This is a genomic window from Actinoallomurus acanthiterrae, assembly GCF_054775715.1.
Genome location: NZ_BAAHCO010000001.1, coordinates 551,886 through 569,015 on the forward strand (window position 1 = coordinate 551,886; position 17,130 = coordinate 569,015).

18 protein-coding genes are annotated in these 17,130 nt (G+C 71.1%); 6 read left to right on the top strand and 12 right to left on the bottom strand.

Annotated elements, in window-relative coordinates; translation table 11 throughout:
* Window positions 1-47 precede the first annotated feature (47 nt).
* The 5 genes from ACYVF7_RS02720 to ACYVF7_RS02740 all read right to left on the bottom strand — a co-directional run bounded on the left by ACYVF7_RS02720 (window position 48) and on the right by ACYVF7_RS02740 (window position 6,371).
* A complete protein-coding gene (locus ACYVF7_RS02720) occupies window positions 48-977 on the bottom strand; it encodes a C40 family peptidase (RefSeq protein WP_460334316.1) in 930 nt (309 codons plus the stop codon).
* A gap of 397 nt (window positions 978-1,374) precedes the next feature.
* Window positions 1,375-2,556: an AbrB family transcriptional regulator gene (locus tag ACYVF7_RS02725; RefSeq protein WP_460334319.1), complete on the bottom strand. Its 1,182-nt coding sequence runs from the start codon at window positions 2,554-2,556 to the stop codon at window positions 1,375-1,377.
* 217 nt (window positions 2,557-2,773) lie between these two features.
* Window positions 2,774-3,958, bottom strand: coding sequence for a permease (locus tag ACYVF7_RS02730; protein ID WP_460334322.1), 1,185 nt, complete (start codon window positions 3,956-3,958; stop codon window positions 2,774-2,776).
* 8 nt (window positions 3,959-3,966) lie between these two features.
* Window positions 3,967-4,881, bottom strand: a complete 915-nt coding sequence (locus tag ACYVF7_RS02735) for an alpha/beta fold hydrolase (RefSeq protein ID WP_460334325.1) — start codon at window positions 4,879-4,881, stop codon at window positions 3,967-3,969.
* Between the two features lie 20 nt (window positions 4,882-4,901).
* Window positions 4,902-6,371 (bottom strand): MFS transporter, encoded by a 1,470-nt coding sequence (locus ACYVF7_RS02740; RefSeq protein WP_460334327.1) that lies wholly within the window; start codon window positions 6,369-6,371, stop codon window positions 4,902-4,904.
* Window positions 6,372-6,510: 139 nt separating this feature from the next.
* Between ACYVF7_RS02740 and ACYVF7_RS02745 the strand changes: the two genes are divergently transcribed.
* From ACYVF7_RS02745 to ACYVF7_RS02760, 4 genes are all read left to right on the top strand, one after another.
* Entirely contained in the window at window positions 6,511-7,128 is a 618-nt protein-coding gene (locus tag ACYVF7_RS02745) for a TetR/AcrR family transcriptional regulator (RefSeq protein WP_460334330.1), read from the top strand.
* Window positions 7,129-7,214: 86 nt separating this feature from the next.
* A complete protein-coding gene (locus tag ACYVF7_RS02750) occupies window positions 7,215-8,051 on the top strand; it encodes a class I SAM-dependent methyltransferase (protein ID WP_460334333.1) in 837 nt (278 codons plus the stop codon).
* Window positions 8,052-8,081: 30 nt separating this feature from the next.
* On the top strand, window positions 8,082-8,459 hold the full coding sequence (locus ACYVF7_RS02755; RefSeq protein ID WP_460334336.1) for a BlaI/MecI/CopY family transcriptional regulator: 378 nt from the start codon (window positions 8,082-8,084) through the stop codon (window positions 8,457-8,459).
* Window positions 8,456-9,256 (top strand): M56 family metallopeptidase, encoded by an 801-nt coding sequence (locus ACYVF7_RS02760; protein ID WP_460334339.1) that lies wholly within the window; start codon window positions 8,456-8,458, stop codon window positions 9,254-9,256. Before ACYVF7_RS02755 ends, ACYVF7_RS02760 begins: the two co-directional genes overlap by 4 nt.
* Window positions 9,257-9,383: 127 nt before the next feature.
* On the opposite strand, the gene ACYVF7_RS02765 is transcribed toward ACYVF7_RS02760, so the two are convergent.
* The 7 genes from ACYVF7_RS02765 to ACYVF7_RS02795 all read right to left on the bottom strand — a co-directional run bounded on the left by ACYVF7_RS02765 (window position 9,384) and on the right by ACYVF7_RS02795 (window position 15,964).
* On the bottom strand, window positions 9,384-11,630 hold the full coding sequence (locus ACYVF7_RS02765; protein ID WP_460334342.1) for a heavy metal translocating P-type ATPase: 2,247 nt from the start codon (window positions 11,628-11,630) through the stop codon (window positions 9,384-9,386).
* 28 nt (window positions 11,631-11,658) lie between these two features.
* Entirely contained in the window at window positions 11,659-12,438 is a 780-nt protein-coding gene (locus ACYVF7_RS02770; RefSeq protein WP_460334345.1) for a hypothetical protein, read from the bottom strand.
* 159 nt (window positions 12,439-12,597) lie between these two features.
* The gene (locus ACYVF7_RS02775; protein ID WP_460334348.1) at window positions 12,598-12,807 is read right to left on the bottom strand and encodes a heavy-metal-associated domain-containing protein; all 210 of its coding nucleotides are present in this window, start codon (window positions 12,805-12,807) and stop codon (window positions 12,598-12,600) included.
* A 173-nt stretch (window positions 12,808-12,980) separates the two neighbouring features.
* Window positions 12,981-13,211, bottom strand: a complete 231-nt coding sequence (locus ACYVF7_RS02780; RefSeq protein ID WP_460334351.1) for a heavy-metal-associated domain-containing protein — start codon at window positions 13,209-13,211, stop codon at window positions 12,981-12,983.
* A gap of 118 nt (window positions 13,212-13,329) precedes the next feature.
* Window positions 13,330-14,751 (bottom strand): serine/threonine protein kinase, encoded by a 1,422-nt coding sequence (locus ACYVF7_RS02785; RefSeq protein WP_460334354.1) that lies wholly within the window; start codon window positions 14,749-14,751, stop codon window positions 13,330-13,332.
* Between the two features lie 190 nt (window positions 14,752-14,941).
* Window positions 14,942-15,064 (bottom strand): DUF397 domain-containing protein, encoded by a 123-nt coding sequence (locus ACYVF7_RS02790; protein WP_460334357.1) that lies wholly within the window; start codon window positions 15,062-15,064, stop codon window positions 14,942-14,944.
* Window positions 15,065-15,082: 18 nt separating this feature from the next.
* On the bottom strand, window positions 15,083-15,964 hold the full coding sequence (locus tag ACYVF7_RS02795; protein WP_460334360.1) for a helix-turn-helix domain-containing protein: 882 nt from the start codon (window positions 15,962-15,964) through the stop codon (window positions 15,083-15,085).
* A 241-nt stretch (window positions 15,965-16,205) separates the two neighbouring features.
* On the opposite strand from ACYVF7_RS02795, the gene ACYVF7_RS02800 reads away from it, so the two are divergent.
* Window positions 16,206-16,505 (top strand): hypothetical protein, encoded by a 300-nt coding sequence (locus tag ACYVF7_RS02800; protein WP_460334363.1) that lies wholly within the window; start codon window positions 16,206-16,208, stop codon window positions 16,503-16,505.
* 178 nt (window positions 16,506-16,683) lie between these two features.
* The gene (locus ACYVF7_RS02805) at window positions 16,684-17,085 is read left to right on the top strand and encodes an ATP-binding protein (RefSeq protein ID WP_460357758.1); all 402 of its coding nucleotides are present in this window, start codon (window positions 16,684-16,686) and stop codon (window positions 17,083-17,085) included.
* The last annotated feature ends 45 nt before the right edge of the window (window positions 17,086-17,130 follow it).

Genomic DNA, 17,130 nt, shown 5'->3' on the forward strand with positions numbered 1-17,130 from the left:
ACCGCGCGGTGAGCCCTCCCCCGAGAGCTCACCGCGCGGTTGCGTGCTTACGGGCGGCCGCCCCGGACGAAGTGCGCGTCCCAGTAGCCGGCCATGGGGTCGACGGACACGACCCGGCCGGTGCGCGGGGCGTGGATGAACATGCCACCGCCGACGTAGAGGCCGTCGTGGCCGTAGTTGTCGAAGAAGACGATGTCGCCGGGCTGAAGGTCGCCTCGTGCGACGTAGTGGGTGGCCGACGCCTGGTCGGGGACGACGCGAGGCAGGCTAACCCCCGCGGCCCGCCAGGACATCATGACCAGCCCGGAGCAGTCGTAGCCATCGGGGCCGGTGCCGCCGAAGACGTAGGGCTTGTTCTTCTGCGCGTAGGCGTAGTTGAGCGCGGCGCGCGCGGAGCCGGAGGCCGGGCCGGTGTACGAGCCGCCGATCGCGCCGGACGGAGAAGTGGACTCGCCGGCCTTCTTGATCAGCGCCTTCTGTTTGGCGATGGCGCTGTTGATGGTCGACTTCTGCGCCTTGATCTTCGCGACCTTCTGCTGGACGTCCTGGACCGTGGCCTGCGCCTCGGCGAGGTCGCGCCGGAGCCGCTGCGTCGAGGCGAGGAACGCGGTGAGCGCCTGGCCGCGGTTGTTGGCCAGGTGCGTGAAGGTCGACATCTGGTCGAGGGCCGCGTCCGGGTTCTTGGAGGCCAGGACGGCGGTGGCCGGGTCGGACGTGCCGGTCTTGTACTGGTCGGCGGCGAGCTGCGCGACCTGCGCGTGCAGCTGGTTGTACAGGGCCTTCTCGGACTTCGTCTCGGCGTTGGCCGCCTTGAGGCGCTTCTTCGCCGCGTCGAGCTCGGTGTTGGCCTTGTTGTACTGGTCGACGAGCTTGTCGACCTTCGCGCTGAGCTTCTCCAGCTCTTTCTTCGCGGCGGCCGCCGACGGCTTGGTCGGGGCGGCGTGGGCGGTGCCGACCGTCGTCAGCGAGACGGTCATCGCGAGCGACGCGGCCGCGCAGACGCGAAGCGATCGCCGAAACCGCGAGCGGCCCGTGGCGCGGGCGTTCGTCAGGGGGTGAGAAGGCGCCACAGAAGTCCTACTCCTCTCCTTGCCGCCTTCCGGGTCGGCGATCGAGGTTCGGGCTGGAGCCACCATGCCGGAGTCTCATCGGCTCCGGACGCGCCTCGACGACTGTGGATTCCCGGGTTCCCAAGGGGATTCGGCGGACGGCTGTGCTTCGTGTGAAGCCGGGGGCAGCCGGGCTTTCCGTAGTTTAGAGGTGATCAGGCGCCTTTTGCCAATCAATGTTTCGTTAACCTTTTGCCGCGCTGACGTTCATTGACCGGCCGATGCGGACAATGCGCCGCCCGTATGCGGGGTGAATAGGGGAACGTCAACGGAGGTGCGAGGGCGCCTCGTCCGGCGGAGCGCATCGCCGGCTCCGGGTGAACGACAGGCGGACGAGCACCGGCGCCAGCGTGACGACGGCGAAGAGCCGCATGCTCTGCACGCTCGATACCAGCCCGACGTCGGCGTTGGTCGCGACCGACGTGGCGAGGACCGCGTTGATTCCGCCGGGTGTCGTCGCGAGGTAGGCGTCGGCGTACGACAGGTTCGTCAGGCGGGCCAGCAGCCACGCGAGTACCGCCGAGACGAGGCTGATGACGACCGTTCCGCCCAGCATCCAGGGGAGGAGCCGGCGCGCGTGCCGGAGGGAGTCCCGGCGGAACCGGAGCCCGATCTCCAGGCCGATGCAGGTGAACACGAGCGTCTGCAGCAGCCCGGCCGGCCGGAATCCGTGGGCCGCTCCGGAGAAGGTCGCCACGACGGTCACCAGCATCGGACCGAGCACCATCGGCGCGGGCAGCCGGAGGCGCCGCCCCACCTGGACGCCCAGGACCGCCACGGCGCACAGCACCAGGAGCCCGGCCGGCTGATGGGCCCCGGCCACCAGGTGCAGCATCTGCGGGCTGACCGGCGAGTGGGGCTCGGCCGACCCGCCGCTCCCGTGCAGCAGGGGTCCGGACAGGGGGACGACCACCGGGGCGGTCACCGCGATCATGGCGACGCGGGAGTACTGGGCGATGGCGACGAGCCGGGTGTCGGCCCCGAGTTCGTCCGCGGCAGCCAGCATGGCCGCCGCGCCGCCCGGTACCGTGGCCAGCGTCGCCGTCGGCCGGTCGACCAGACCGGTCCGCTCGATCCGCCGCGCCACCCCCACGCTGAGCAGGACCGTCACGACGGTTACGACGGTGAGCGGGAGCATCGCCGGCGCGGCCGCCCGCAGCGCCGCCGGGTGGATGTAGCCGCCCATCAGCACCCCGGCCAGCGCCTGGGAGATGCGGTACGCGGGGCGCGGGAAAGTGGCGGTGACGAGCCCGGACAGCGCGAGGAGCATGCCCAGGAGCAGTCCGGCGAGCATGTACGGCCCGGGCACCCCCACCGCGTGCGCTCCCGCGCCGGCCAGGAAGGCGGTGACGACGACGGCGCACCAGCCCCGGGCCGGCAGCGGGCGTCTCGGCCGGGCGTTCGGCGGACCGGCCGTTCCGGACGGCCGGGCCCGTACCTTCCCCATGGACGACACATGGTGACTGTGTCCATCGGCGCGGCCGGTGATGGTTATGGCGGCGAACGCAATAGCCAATGAAGATGTCGCTCTAGGCCAAGGCCGCCCCGTGTACACCGCGTTCCGTCCAAAGGCGGGCGGTGTTATGGCGCTTATTGTGCGCTAAACGTCCGCTATATCGGTTGTCACGAGGTTCGGGCCCTTTGTGGGGGAAGGTGCGGCGCGCTCACTGGTGACCGCCGTGGGCCGCATGGCCGTGGTCGTGGCCGGCGTGCTCGGCCTCGGGGGAGCCGCCCATCATCCTCAGCATCGGGATGCCGCCGGTCCGGACGAACCGGGCCAGCAGGACGGCGGTGAGGACGAGGAAGGCGATGTTGAGCCAGGTCGTGTAGTTCCAGGACACGCCCGCCTCCATCACGACCGCATGGCGCTTGCCGGGAATGAGGCCGGTCACACCGAAGATCAGCTCGACGAGATAGCCGGCGATCACCATGGCCGCGTAGAAGGTGCCGGTGATGAACAGTGCCATCCGAGTGCCGTAGTACTTCCGGTAGATCATGATGATCGGCAGGATGATCAGGTCGGCGAAGATGAACGCGACGACGCCGCCGAAGCTGATGCCGCCGTTCCACAGCACCGCGGCCAGCGGGACGTTGCCGATCGAGCACACGAAGCTGACCACCGCCACGAGCGGTCCGACCAGCGGTCCCCAGATCTTCGCGGCGAGCGGGTGGTCGACGAGGAAGAAGTGCTGCCAGAACGAGTCGGGCACCCACGCGGCGATCGCCCCGGCGATCAGCAGCCCGATGACGAGGTCGCGCAGGATCGCCGCCCACTCCATGACGAACACGTGCGCCACCGAGGTGAAGCCCTCGCCCGACAGGAGCCGCTGCCAGAACGAGCCCTGCCGCTGGACGGACATGTCCATCGCCGCGTGACCCTCCATCGAGCCGGCCACGCCGCGTTCGGCCTGCTCGCGGGCCGCACGCAGCAGCCGTTCGCGTAGGAACAGCCGGAACAGCACCGCCAGCACGACGATCATGATCGGCCCGCCGATGAACTCGGCGGCGGTGAACCGCCAGCCCATGAGCAACGCCAGGATGATGCCGAGCTCGATCACGAGGTTGGTCGAGGCGATCTCGAACGTCATCGCCGCGATGAAACTCGCGCCCTTGCGGAACAGCGAGCGCGCCAGCGCGACCGCCGCGTACGAGCACGACGACGACGCGACGCCCAGGCCGGTGGAGATCGCGAGCGTACGCGGCCGCCCGTCGCCGAGCAGCCGCACGACCGTCGACCGCCGCACCACCGCCTGGACGATCGCCGACAGCAGGAATCCCAGGATCAACGCCCAGAGGATCTCCCAGGTCATCGACCCGGCGATCGCCAGCGCGTGCCCGATCGCTCCCATGCTCGCCCTCATTTCAGGAGAGGTTCCGCCGTACTCAGACTCCCGAACCATATACCCATGGGGGGTTTATTTCTATGCGACATCAACGGTGATTTGGGACGTACCACGCCTCCGGCCGGATATGCGCGCGGGCTGCGGATCAGCGGTCCGGGCTCGACAGCAGGAGGGCGGCCACGCGTTCCGGATCGTCGGGCATGGGAACGTGCGTGGCCGCAGCCGGGCAGGGTGACGTGCCGGGCCGCGGGGATCATCTCCCGCGCGCGGAGCGCCTGCCGCGGCGGCAGCAACCGGTCGTCCCCGCCCCAGCCGATCGTGACGGGCACGCGCGGCCGCGGATCGGGGGCGAACCGGTAGTGGCGCGTGAAGGGCAGCGTGGCGGGAAGGGCGGCCGACGCCGCGAACGCCTCGGCGGCTGCGCGCGCGTCGGCCGGGGACAGCCGCGCAGGGTGCCCGTAGTACGGGCGGAAGAGCAGCATCCGGACGGCCGCGACGCTCGCGAGCGTGGGCCCGATCGGCCCGGACAGGCGGGCGAGTCCCCGGCTCAGCCGCAGGGCCGCCATCGTGGAGCGGATCTCCCGGGTGTTCCAGAAACCGATCGGTGACAGCGCCACCGCCGAGGCGACCTCTCCGGTACGGGCCAGCTCCAGGGCGATCGCGCCGCCGAGCGAGTTGCCCGCGACGTGGGGGCGGTCGAGGCCGAGCGCCCCGATCGCCTCCCGTACCGCGTCGACGTACCCGGCGACGTCGTAGCGCGCGCCGGCCGGCAGCGACGGGGACTCTCCGTGTCCCGGCAGGTCCAGGGCGATCACGTCCCGTTCCTCGGAGAGCAGACCGCGGACCGGACGCCAGGTCCGGCGGTCGAGGCCCACTCCGTGCAGGAGTACGAGCGGCGGCTCCGTGCCGGATCGGTCGTACGCGAGCATGGGCCTCCTCTCGGGAGGGTTCAATGGGCGTGCGGCATGCCGGTCGACCGGGGCCTGCCGGGCGGGACGAGCCACAGCGCGAGCACCGCGGCGATCGCGGCCGCGACGGCGAACACCGCGTACGCGTCGGTGTAGCCGCCGATCACGGGGACGGCGGACAGGCCGGCCGCGGCGATCGTGGAGGCGACGGCGACGCCGACGGCGGCACCCAGCTCGTGGAACGTATTGATCACCCCGGAGGCGAGCCCGGCCTCCTCGTGCGTCACGTGGGCCAGCGCGGAGGTCGTCGCGGCGACGAAGACCGGCCCGACCCCAACGGTCGCGATGACGATCCCCGGGAGCAGCCCGGTGACGACGCTGCCGTGCCCGGAGAGCCCGGTGAGCAGCCCGGTCCCGACGGCGATCAGGCCGAGGCCGCCGACCGCGACCGGCCGGGTGCCGATCGTGCCGATGAGCCGTCCGCCCAGGTGCGCGCCCAGCCCGGTCCCGAGGGCAGCGGGCAGGAAGAGCAGGCCCGTCTCCAGGGCCCCGATGTGCCGTGCGTGCTGCAGGTACTGCGAGCCGAGGAAGAACATCGAGATCAACAGGCCGGAGGCGACGAGCATCAGGAACGCGCCCGCGGCGACCGGGCGGCGAGCGAGCATGCCCACGTGCATCAGCGGGTGCCGTACGGTCCGCTCGACGAGTGCGAAGGCCGCGTAGAGCACGGCGGCGGCGGCCAGCGGCGCCAGCGTGCCGGGGGCGGACCAGCCGGCGTCACCGGCGTGGATCATCCCGTAGATGAAGGCGGCCGTCGCGGCGGTGACCGTGAGGGCGCCGAGCACGTCGAGCCGCCGCGCGCCGCCGCCGGCGCGCCGGGCGGGAACGGTGGCCGGGAGGGCGGCCAGTACGGCCACGCCGACCGGGACGTTGACGAAGAACGCCCAGCGCCAGCCGGGTCCGGCGGTGAGCACGCCGCCCGCCAGCACGCCCGCCGCGAACCCGATGCCGCCGAGCGAGGCCCACACGCTCAGCGCCTTGGTGCGCTCGGCGCCGTGGAACGTGGTGGTGATGGTCGACAGCGCGGCGGGGGACAGCAGCGCCGCGCCGACCCCTTGGGCGATCCGGCCGCCGAGCAGGGACGCCTCGTTCTGCGCGAGGCCCGTGACCAGCGAGGCCACCGTGAAGACCACCAGCCCGATCAGCATCATCCGATGGCCGCCGAAGGCGTCGGCGAGCCGGCCGCCCAGGAGCATCAGGCCGCCGAAGAACAGGGTGTACGCGGTGACGGTCCACGTCAGCCCCGCACGGCCGAGCGCGAGGTCGCGGCCGATGTCGGGGAGCGCGACGTTCACCACGGTGACATCGAGGATCAGCATGAACTGGGCGACGCTGATCAGCGCGAGCGCCGCCCAGCGGCGGGGAGCGACCGGCCCCGAGGCTCCGGGATCGTGGCCGGTATGGCCCGAGCCGGCGTCGGCCGGATGCGGGGAATGCGTCGGATGTGCCATTGACGGCTCCTTAGCGGTCGGACATGCCGCGGCGTGCGGCGGTCGCCCACTTAACTCGTACATCGATGTTCGGAATTAAGGTACCCGGGGTGGGTATATAACCACAACACCCCTGTACGACTTCCGTTAGTCTCCTCGCATGGGGTCGAGCACGCGGCGCGAAGCCGCCGAGGGACGGGCGGGCGGTCCCCGCCGACGGGCCGACGCCGAGCGCAACATCGCGGCGATCGTGACCGCCGCCACCGATCTGCTCGCCCGCGACCCGGACGCGAGCATGACCGACATCGCCCGCGCGGCCGGCGTCGGGCGGGTGACGCTGTACGCCCACTTCCCGTCCCGGGAGGAACTGGTGCGGACGGTGCTCGCCGCGGCGATCAGGCACAGCATGGGAGCCGTCGAGGCGGCGGCGCCGGGAGAAGGGCCGCCGGCCGAGGCGTTCGCCCGGCTCATCCGTACGTGCTGGCCGATCCTCGACCGGTTCGGCAGTCTGCACGAGGCGGCCCGGCGCGCACTGCCCGCCGAGGAGGTGCGCCGCCACCACGACCTGCCGATGGGTCACGTCGAGCGGCTCATCGTGCGCGGTCAGGAGGCCGGGTCCTTCCGCGCCGACCTGCCGGCCGAGTGGCTCGTGACGACGGTGTACGCCCTGCTGCACGCGGCGGGCGACGAGGTCCAGGCGGGACGCCGCACCGCCGAGGAGACGGGGGACCTGCTGGAGCGGACCCTGTCGGCGCTCCTGCGCACTCCGGACGCCTGAGCGCGGTTCCCCCTGTTTCGCAGGCGAAGGCTGCTGTTACTATCGGCGATTAGTACTATTAATAGATAGTAGATAGGGGTAGCCGGGTGGCCAACAGCGAGCAGATCGAGGCGTGGAACAGCGACACCGGGCGGCACTGGGCCGAGCATCAGGACCGGTACGACGCGATGATGAGCCGGTTGACGGACCGCCTCATCGCCGACGCCGCGATCTCGGCGGCGGATAACGTGCTGGACGTCGGCTGCGGGTGCGGGCAGACCACCCGCATCGCCGCCCGGCGGGCGTCCGGCGGCACCGCCCTGGGCGTCGACCTGTCCCGGCCGATGCTCGAACGGGCGCGGGAGCGGGCCGAGGAGGAGGGCCTCGGCAACCTACGGTTCGAGCGGACGGACGCGCAGGTGGCCGACTTTCCCGAAGAGTCGTTCGACCTGGTGCTGAGCCGGTTCGGGGTGATGTTCTTCGACGATCCCACCGCCGCGTTCGCCAACCTGCGCCGTGCTCTGCGGCCTGGTGGACGGCTCGCCTTCCTGTGCTGGCAGGAGGCCCTGAACAACGAGCACATGGTCGTGCCGTACGGCGCCGTCGCCACCCTGGTCCCGCTGCCGGACCTCGGTGGGCCGGGCAAGCCGGGTCCGTTCTCCCTCGCCGACCCGGACCGCGTCCGTGACCTGCTGGGCGGCGCCGGGTTCGCCGAGGTCCGGGCCGAGCCGGTCACCGAGCCGGTGCGCCTGGGCGCGGACCTCGACGACGCGGTCGACTTCCTGAGCGGGAACCCCGTGGTGCGCGGCATGCTCGCCGAGGCCGACGACGCCACCATCGCCAAGGCGTTCGACGCCGTGCGCGCGGCGCTCGCGCCGTACGAGACGCCGGACGGGGTGCTTCTCGGCTCGGCCGTCTGGTCGGTCACGGCGGGCCGGCCCTGATCCGTACGATCGGCGGGCAGGAGGTGTGCGGTGGAGGATCTCGACCGGGCGGTCGCGTTGCTGGGCCCTCTCGAAGGGCGGATCATGCGGGCCGTGTGGACGGGCGCGGTGGCCGAGCCGTTCGTCGTCCGTGACGTGCTGACACTGATGCCCGAACTGGCGTACACGACGGTGATGACGACGGTGCGGCGGCTGGCCGACAAGGGGCTCCTCGCCGCCGACGCCGGCAGGCGGGCGCACGAGTACCGCGCCACCGGCGGCCCCCGCTCGTTCCTGGCTCAGGCCAGCGACCGGGAGGCCGCGCAGTTCGTCAGCCGGTACGGCGAGGCGGGGCTGGCCGCCTTCGCCGCGCGGCTGTCCGAGCTGACACCGGAGGAGCGCCGGCGGCTCGAGGACCTGATCCAGTGATCCTGTTCTCGCTGCGTCGCCGCCCTGCCGCGTTCGCCGTGGCGGCCGCTCTGATCGTTCTTCGGATCGCCTGGCGGCCGGCCGCGGGGATGTGCGGTTCGATGACGATGCCGGAGTGCCTGGCCATGGCGGCCGCACTCGTCGGGGCGGCCAGCCTCGTCGCGGTCGCCGTTCGCGCGGGGATGCTGGCCGCCGGGGCCTCGCGGGCACTCGCGGTGCTGCCACGCGAGCCCGTGCCGGGTCCGCTCGCGGACGCCGCCCGGCGTGCCGGCATTCGGCGTCTCGTATGTCTCGCCGGCGGTGAGCCGTCGGCGTTCTGCGCCGGGCCGTTCCGGCCGCGCGTGTACGTCACGACCGGTCTGGCGGACGCCCTGGGCGCCGACGAACTGGCGGCCGTACTCGTCCACGAGCAGGCGCATGCCCGGCGCCGCGATCCACTGCGGCGCCTGCTCGCCCACGCCGCCACCAACGTGCTGATCTACCTGCCGCTGTGCGGCTGGTGGCGGCGACGGCAGGCCGAGGGAGCGGAACTGCGCGCCGACCAGGCCGCGATCGAGCGCGTCGGCCGGCGGGCCGTCGCCCGGGCCCTGTTCGCCCTCGACGGTTCGGGACCGCGGGTCCCGGCGGGCGCGGCGTTCGAGGGGGCCGGAAAAGCCCGTGTCGCCCAGCTCCTCGGCGACGAGGTGCCGCGCCCCCGCCCCCCGGCCGGCCTCATCGCGCTGTCGGCGCTCGGCCTGGTCGTCGCGACGAGCCTGCTGATGTGCGTCGGCCAGACCCTCGACGCGTGGCTCATGTAGCGCCGTCGGTGGCTCCGGCCAGTGTTCCGGGTGCTCGGCGGGGTCGATCTCGTACGCCTGCGCCGGCGAACGCGGAGTCCGGCCCCCGGACGCCGGGGGCCGGACTCATCGGACGTCGTCGCCCGCGTCAGCGAGCGGCCTTGAAGCGGCGGAGCCGCAGGCTGTTGCTGACCACGAACACGCTGGAGAACGCCATCGCGGCACCGGCCAGCATCGGGTTGAGCAGGCCGGCGGCGGCCAGCGGCAGGGCGGCCACGTTGTAGGCGAACGCCCAGAACAGGTTGCCCTTGATGGTGCCCAGCGTCCGGCGGGACAGCCGGATGGCGTCGGCGGCGGCGCGCAGGTCGCCGCGTACCAGCGTGAGGTCGGCGGCCTCGATCGCCACGTCGGTGCCCGTCCCCATCGCCAGGCCCAGGTCGGCCTGGGCGAGGGCCGCGGCGTCGTTGACGCCGTCCCCGACCATCGCGACGACCTTGCCCTCGTCCTGCAGCCGCTTGACGACGTCGACCTTGTCGGCGGGCAGCACCTCCGCGATGACCTCGTCGATCCCGGCCTCGGCCGCGACCGCGCGGGCCGCCGCCTCGTTGTCGCCGGTCAGCAGCACCGGCGTCAGGCCGAGCGCGCGGAGCCGCGCGACGGCCTCGGCGCTGGTGTCCTTGATCGTGTCCGCGACGACCAGCACCGCGCGAGCCTCGCCGTCCCAGCCGACCGCGACCGCCGTCCTGCCCTCCGCCTCGGCCGCGGCCTTGGCGCGCTCCAGGTCGGCGGGGAGGTGCTCGGACCACTCCTCGAGCAGGCGCGTACGGCCGACCAGGACCGCGTGGCCGTCCACGATGCCCTGGACGCCGAGGCCTTCGACGTTGGTGAAGTCCTCCGGCCGGGGCAGCGCGCCGACCCGCTGGACGGCGCCCTTGGCGATGGCCTGGGCGATGGGATGCTCGGAGGCGTCCTCCAGGGCGCCGGCCAGCCGCAGCACCTCGTCGGCGTCCTGCCCGTCGGCGGTGACCACGTCGACCAGGCTCATCTTCCCCGTGGTGACCGTGCCGGTCTTGTCCAGCACGATCGTGTCGATCCGGCGGGTCGACTCCAGCACCTCGGGGCCCTTGATGAGGATGCCGAGCTGCGCGCCGCGTCCCGTACCGACCAGGAGCGCGGTCGGGGTGGCCAGGCCCAGGGCGCACGGGCAGGCGATGATGAGCACCGCGACGGCGGCGGTGACGGCGGCGGAGACGCTGCCGCCCGTGCCGAGCCAGAATCCGAGGGTGGCCGCCGCGAGGGTGATCACGATCGGCACGAAGATGCCGGAGATCCGGTCGGCGAGGCGCTGCACCTGCGCCTTGCCGCTCTGCGCCTCCTCGACCAGCCGGGCCATCTGCGCGAGCTGCGTGTCCGCGCCGATCTTGGTGGCCTCGACGACGAGGCGGCCGCCCGCGTTGACGGTGGCGCCGACGACCGTGTCGCCGACCCCGACCTCCACGGGCACGGACTCGCCGGTGAGCATGCTCGCGTCGACCGCCGAGCTTCCCTCGACGATGACCCCGTCCGTGGCGATCTTCTCGCCCGGCCGGACGACGAACCGGTCCCCGGCCTTGAGCTGCTCGATCGGGACGCGCTCCTCGCGCTCGCCGCGCAGCACGGCGACGTCCTTGGCGCCCATCTCCAGCAGCGCTCGCAGCGCGGCGCCGGCGCGCCGCTTCGACCGCGCCTCGAAGTAGCGCCCGGCCAGGATGTACACCGTCACCCCGGCGGCCACCTCCAGGTAGATGTTCCCGGCTCCGGAGGCGCGCTCGATGGTGAAGGTGAACGGGTGCCGCATGCCCGGCTCTCCGGCGGTGCCGAAGAACAGCGCGTACAGCGACCAGCCGAACGACGCGATGGTGCCCAGGGACACGAGCGTGTCCATCGTCGCCGCGCCGAGCTTGAGGTTCTTGTACGCCGCGCGGTGGAAGGGCAGCGCCCCCCACACCAGCACCGGCGCCGCGAGCGTCAGCGACGCCCACTGCCAGTACCGGAACTGCAGCGCCGGGACCATCGCGAGCAGGATGACCGGCACGGCCAGTGTGGCGCTGACGACGAGCCGGTCGCGCAGGGCCCGTACGGGGGCGTCCTCGGCGTCCGCTTCGTCCCCCACAGTCGGCTCGGGGGTGGGGAGCTCGGCGGTGTAGCCGGCCTTCTCCACCTGGGCGACCAGGTCGTCGCGGGTGACACCGGGGCCGAAGCTGACGCTGGCCTTCTCGGTGGCGTAGTTGACGGTCGCGGTGACGCCCTCGAGCTTGTTGAGCCGCTTCTCGATGCGGTTCGCGCACGACGCGCAGGTCATACCGCCGATCGCCAGCTCTACCCGATCGGGTGTCGTGTGCGTGGTGGTGCTCATCACCCCTCCTTGTCCGGGTTGGTGGTGCTCAGTGCTGGTGATCGCCGGAAGACTCCGCGGGCGCCGTGCCGCCCGGGCCGGCCACGACGGTGAACTCGGCGGTGTGGACCTTGCCGTCGTGCTGGAAGTCCAGGTAGAGACGGTACGTGCCGGCGGACGGTGCCTCGGCGTAGAAGGTGACGGTCGGTCCGGGCTTGGTCTTCCCGTCGCCGGGCTCGCCGTCGGGGTGGACGTGGAGGTACGCCAGGTCGCCCTGGCGCAGCGCCACCAGGTGACCGTACGCGGCGAGGTAGGGCTGCAGGTCGGTGACCGGCTTGCCGTCCCGGGAGATCGCCAGATCGAGCCGGCTCGCCCGGCCCGCCGCCAAGGCTCCGTTGAGGGTGACGGTGTAGCCGTCGACGGTGGCGACCTCGGCCGGTGCGGGCAGCGGCCGTGGCGTGGCGGCGCCCGCGACGGCGGTGTCGATGCCGAGGGTCAACGGGTCGGCACCGGTGGGCTTGAAGTCGGCGAACGCGCGGTAGGTGCCCGGCCCGCTCAACGGGGAGGCGACCCGCCAGGTGCCGTCGGCGGCCATCGTCGGGTGCACGTGCCGGAAACCGGACAGGTCGCGGCGGACGACGATGAGGTGCATCCGCTTGTCGTGCTGCGTGTCGAACGCGGTGACCGCCCGCCCGTTCGGCCCGATGATCCGGAACGCGAACGCGCCGGTCGTGTCGGGCACCGTGGTCAGGGTGTAGCCCCGGTCGGACACGAGCAGCCCGCCCGGCAACGCGCTCCCGCGGCTCTGGTGCTCCATGCCGTCGTGCATGGTGTGCGGCTTCTCCTCGGCCCCGACGGGGCCGGCCAGCCGGCCCCCAGTGCCGCGCCGAACACCGCCGCCAGTCCGAGGCCGAAGATACCGAGCCTGGCCGGTGTGTTCATCGCTGTCTCCTCTTGCTCCGGGCGTCTCCGGAGCCGTTCGCTTCGATCAGGAATCGACGACTTCGTAACCGGCCTCGTCCACCGCGTCGCGTACCGCCCTGTCGTCGAGGGGGGCGGTGCTGGCGACGGTGACCACGCCGGAGGTCAGGTCCACCTTCACGTCGGTGACGCCGTCGATGGCGCCGACCTCGGAGGTGACGGCCGAGACGCAGTGCCCGCACGTCATTCCCTTGACCGTGTACTCGGTGGTGGTCATCGCTTTCTCCTCTGTTCGTCGGTGATCGGTCTCTGCGACCGACTCTAACCTTATACCCCTATGGGGTATTCGATGGATAGATGTGAGCCCTGCCACATCGCCGGTGCGAGGCGCCGCCGTCGGCGCCCCGCCGCTGACGCGACCGCCGCGGCGGTCAGGCCTTGGATATCTCGTCAGCCGGCGCCCGCCACGGCGCCCTGGACCGCGCTGTCGTCGGCCTCACCACTCACGGTGAGGCGGCCCGTCGCCAGGTCGACCGCCACGTCGGTGACGCCTTCGACCTGCTGGACCGCGGACGTCACCTTCGTCGCGCACGGCTGGCACGTCATGCCGGTGACGAGGTAGTCGCGTCCGTCGGTGGTGGCTCCGTTGGTCTCCGCGGCGCTGGTCGAACAGCTGCACATGGCGATGCTCCTCTCTCTGACAGGTACCCCAACGGGGTATCAATGAGGAGGACCGTAACATACCCCGGAGGGGTTTCCAAGATCGATGTCTGCGCTAGGAGCCGGTGGTGCCGGGATGTCAGCCCGTCTTCGTGATCACGCCGACCCGGGTGAACACCGTCTGGCTCGCGTCGGTCTTGTAACCGGTGAGGCTGAACCACATCTGGGTCGGCGACTGGAGCACCAGCTGGGCGTTGCTGCCATTCGGGCATTCACCTTTGGTGATGCCCTCGACGAGGTTGACCGTGTTGGCATTGGGGACCGCTTGCGCGGCCCAGGCGTTGCTGACCTGCAGCCGGCTCGCGCATCGGTAGTCCCCGTAGTCGGCGGTCGCGTACGTCGCGCCCGCCGTGATGGTGATCCGTACGCTGCTCTTGCCACCGGGGGACTCGGTGACGGTGCCGGACCAGATGCCCGCCATGTCCGCCGGGAACGCGCTGGCCAGTGGCGTGGACGACGAGGCCGTGGGCGTCGGGGTGGGTTTCGGTGTGTGGCCGCCCTGCTGCGTGGTGAGCACGAGCGGGACGGCGACCGCGGCGGCGGCGAGGACGACACCGGCCGGAATGCCGTACACGACGGCCGACCGCCGCTTGTTCGGCGGCATCGTGACGGTCGGAGGCAGGTACGGGGAAGGGGTACCCGGCGGCCATGACGGCATCGGCGGGAGAATCGCCGGCCCGCCGGATGTCTGCGGCGTCCGGCGGCCGAGGAGCCGGAGCAGGACATCCTGCGCGCTGGGCCGTGCCGCCGGATCCTTCGCGAGGCAGTCGGCGACGATCCCGCGCAGCGGCTCGGCGAGGTCCCCGAGCTCCGGTGGCTCGTGGATGATCCGCCTGATCACCTGCATCACGCTGTCATGGCCGAACGGGGGGTGCCCGGTCGCGGCGAAGACGATCACGCATCCCCACGCGAAGACGTCCATCGGCGCCGCGGCCGGCGCGCCACTGATCTGCTCCGGCGCCATGTAGGCCGGCGTACCGACGACATGTCCTGTGAGCGTCCCCGCGGCGTCCACCGCCCGGGCGATCCCAAAGTCGATCACGCGTGCGCCGTCGGGGCCCATCATGACGTTGCTCGGCTTGAAATCCCGATGGACGACGCCCGCCTCGTGGATCGCGGCGAGTGCCGTCGCCGTCGCCACCGCCAGCCGGTGCAGCGCCGAGCCGACGCGCGGCCCCTGCTCGGTGACCAGCCGATGCAACGAGGGCCCCGGAATGAACTCGCTCGCGACGTACGGCGGGGTCCCGTTGAAGTCGACCTCGATGACCTCGGCCGTACAGAACGCCTCGACCCGCTGGGTCGTCTGGATCTCCTTGACGAAGCGGCCGAGCTGGGAGACGTCGTCCGGCCGCGCGTGCAGGACCTTCACCGCCGCGCGCCTGCCGGTACCGTCCTCGCCGAGGAAGACGACCCCCTGTCCGCCCTCACCAAGCCGGCCGACCAGGGTGAACCGCCCGATGGCCGTCGGATCCCCCGCCCGCAACGCGTCAACGTCGGACATCGCCCCGCCTTCCAGTCCCGCACCCCCACGATGCGACCGGATCATCGCGATTTTATCGACCATCGGTCGAATAGGGCATACCGCCGCGAGGATCGAACGACCCGGGCATGCCGCACCGTGATCGCCGAGGCTTTTCGGTGTCAGAGCACCAGAACCCCTCGGCGATCAAGCGATGACTGCTAGAAAACGGCTATTCGCTGCGGCCGACGGTGAGTGTTGCGACCTGCACGCAGTTGCCGCCGCCGGTGCCGCCGCCACCGGAGAAGCTGCTTTTTCGCCATTCCACGCGTGCGCGCGGCGCGGGGTTCGCCATCCGCGTCTCCCTCCGTGATCAATCGAAGCGGTCCGCTGCCGAAGCGATGAGGTCAACGGACTTGCTCGGGGACAGGGCCTGATCGATCAACATGCCGAATCTGAGGGTACAGCGGCGGACATCTTCGACACTCTCCAAGTAGACCGCCCCGCCGGCTCCCTCGGTGTAACCGATGTCCGGAATGGGTTCAGGGAGCGACAGGAGCAAGAAGGGCCCTTCCAACCCGGGCGTCGCTCCGATGTGCTTGGCGAGTATCTGGACGGTTACGTTCGGGCTGTCGGCGACCTCTATCAGGTGGCGGAGCTGTCCTCGCATCGTCTTCGGGTGCCCAACCCGACGTTCCAGGATTCCCTCGTCCAGGATCACATGGAACTCCGGCGGAGCGTCTTTGGAAAGGATCTGTTGCCGTGCGAGCCGAGCGGCTACGCGACGGTCGGCCTCGTCGCGTGAGAGATCCGGCGTCACCGCGCTGATCACCGCGCGGGCGTAGTCATTTGTCTGCAGCAGTCCGGGAATGAGCATCGTCTCGAATTGACGGAGCGCCGTGGCGGCGATCTCAAGATTCGAGAGGGTGTGGAAGTCGTGAGGTAGGTGACGCCGGTAGGCCTGCCACCAGCCGCGTTCGTTGGCGGTTTGGGTGAGGTCGAGGAGTTGCTTTCGGGTCTTCTCGTCGGCCCCGTATAGATCGAGGAGTTGCTCGACGTCGCGGGGCTTGACCCCTTGATGGCGGTTCTCGATGCGGGAGAGCTTCGGCCGGGACCAGCGGGCGTGTTTCTGGCTGAGTTCGGTGACGGCCTGCTCGATCGTCAGGCCGGCCTGCTCCCGGAGTTGCTTGAGCGATTCCGTGAGCTGCCACCGGCGGACCGTCGCGCTGACCAGGTCCTCATCGTGAGGGCTCATCCGTTTTCTCCCTTTCGATCGGGGTTGCGCTATCGTCCACACTGTTCGTGAGAATCCGTTGACAATCTGTAATTCCACTCTATGGTTAGGCGGTGCGTAGCGAAGTCGTTACGCACAGTAGAGAGTGATCGCTGATCATTTCAGTCGATCGTTGGAAGCCGGGCGCTGGGGACACATCTGCGGCCGGTCACCCGACCCCGCCCTCGGATGACGCAACGGCGTATCACTGGAGGTGGCGCCCATGCCCGTGACCCACTCGGCGAACGAGCCGCACGACTCGGAGCCCTATCTGCGAGCCTTGGGCGCACGCCTCCGCGCGTTCGGCTGGCAGGAGGAACTCGCCCTGCGGCAAGGCGGGAGCCCGTACCTCTGTGTCATCAACCCCGCCGCTCCCGTGCTCAACGAAGAGATCACTGCAGCGCCGACAGTCCCCGGACTGTGGTGGTTCTGGTGGAGCTGGGGCGAACGCATCGCGTGCGTGGAGAACCTCGACCTCGTCATCGCCCGGATCGCGACGGTCCTGCGTGCAGGCGGTCGCTGACCGGCCCGCGGCCACTTCCCCCTGAGAGGGCTCAATGTCCAAAGACGTCCGGTCCTGGCGCTGGAGCACTGTCATTCTCGGCCTGGCCAAAGTCCATCCGCGAGGCCGCCATCAATCGGGTTCGACAGGCGGACGGCCCGTACGGCAGGTGAGCCCAGAGCCTCCGCCCGCCCGGCCGATGGCCGGCCAGGATCGCCATCGATGGTGTCGGCTCGACGGAGACCCGGAGGCCGTACGAACCGCGCGGGGACTGGTGGGCAACGCACTTCGGGCGTGGGGGCACGACGACCTGCTCGATGACGCGACGCTGGTGGTCTCCGAACTCGTCACGAACGCGCTCGTCCACGCGTCGCCTCCGGTCACGCTGACCGTCACGTACGACAACGCGCTCGTCATCGAGGTCGCCGACGCCTCCCGGGACCTGCCGGTTGTGGGGCGTCCCGGCAGCGGCGGGCGGTTCGGCCTGTGGATCGCGGAGGAACTCTGCGATCTCGGCGTCCTGTCCGGTCCCGACGGCAAGATCGTCCGAGCCGTGTTCGCTTCGGAGCCGGTTCCGCTTGACGAAGGGCCGGGGCGATGAACGCTTTTCCGGGTTACCTTCGGGACATGCGAGCCGACGGCCGTG

Excerpts from the sequence above, each read along its gene's own strand:
- ACYVF7_RS02735 (WP_460334325.1), bottom strand. The coding sequence starts at position 4,881 with ATGCTCGCGTACGACCGATCCGGCACGGAGCCGCCGCTCGTACTCCTG.
- ACYVF7_RS02765 (WP_460334342.1), bottom strand. The coding sequence starts at position 11,630 with ATGAGCACCACCACGCACACGACACCCGATCGGGTAGAGCTGGCGATC.
- ACYVF7_RS02805 (WP_460357758.1), top strand. The coding sequence starts at position 16,684 with ATGGCCGGCCAGGATCGCCATCGATGGTGTCGGCTCGACGGAGACCCG.
- ACYVF7_RS02780 (WP_460334351.1), bottom strand. The coding sequence starts at position 13,211 with ATGTGCAGCTGTTCGACCAGCGCCGCGGAGACCAACGGAGCCACCACC.
- ACYVF7_RS02725 (WP_460334319.1), bottom strand. The coding sequence starts at position 2,556 with ATGGGGAAGGTACGGGCCCGGCCGTCCGGAACGGCCGGTCCGCCGAAC.
- ACYVF7_RS02800 (WP_460334363.1), top strand. The coding sequence starts at position 16,206 with ATGCCCGTGACCCACTCGGCGAACGAGCCGCACGACTCGGAGCCCTAT.
- ACYVF7_RS02790 (WP_460334357.1), bottom strand. The coding sequence starts at position 15,064 with ATGGCGAACCCCGCGCCGCGCGCACGCGTGGAATGGCGAAAAAGCAGC.
- ACYVF7_RS02745 (WP_460334330.1), top strand. The coding sequence starts at position 6,511 with ATGGGGTCGAGCACGCGGCGCGAAGCCGCCGAGGGACGGGCGGGCGGT.
- ACYVF7_RS02720 (WP_460334316.1), bottom strand. The coding sequence starts at position 977 with ATGACCGTCTCGCTGACGACGGTCGGCACCGCCCACGCCGCCCCGACC.
- ACYVF7_RS02730 (WP_460334322.1), bottom strand. The coding sequence starts at position 3,958 with ATGGGAGCGATCGGGCACGCGCTGGCGATCGCCGGGTCGATGACCTGG.
- ACYVF7_RS02775 (WP_460334348.1), bottom strand. The coding sequence starts at position 12,807 with ATGACCACCACCGAGTACACGGTCAAGGGAATGACGTGCGGGCACTGC.
- ACYVF7_RS02740 (WP_460334327.1), bottom strand. The coding sequence starts at position 6,371 with ATGGCACATCCGACGCATTCCCCGCATCCGGCCGACGCCGGCTCGGGC.
- ACYVF7_RS02770 (WP_460334345.1), bottom strand. The coding sequence starts at position 12,438 with ATGCACGACGGCATGGAGCACCAGAGCCGCGGGAGCGCGTTGCCGGGC.
- ACYVF7_RS02785 (WP_460334354.1), bottom strand. The coding sequence starts at position 14,751 with ATGTCCGACGTTGACGCGTTGCGGGCGGGGGATCCGACGGCCATCGGG.
- ACYVF7_RS02795 (WP_460334360.1), bottom strand. The coding sequence starts at position 15,964 with ATGAGCCCTCACGATGAGGACCTGGTCAGCGCGACGGTCCGCCGGTGG.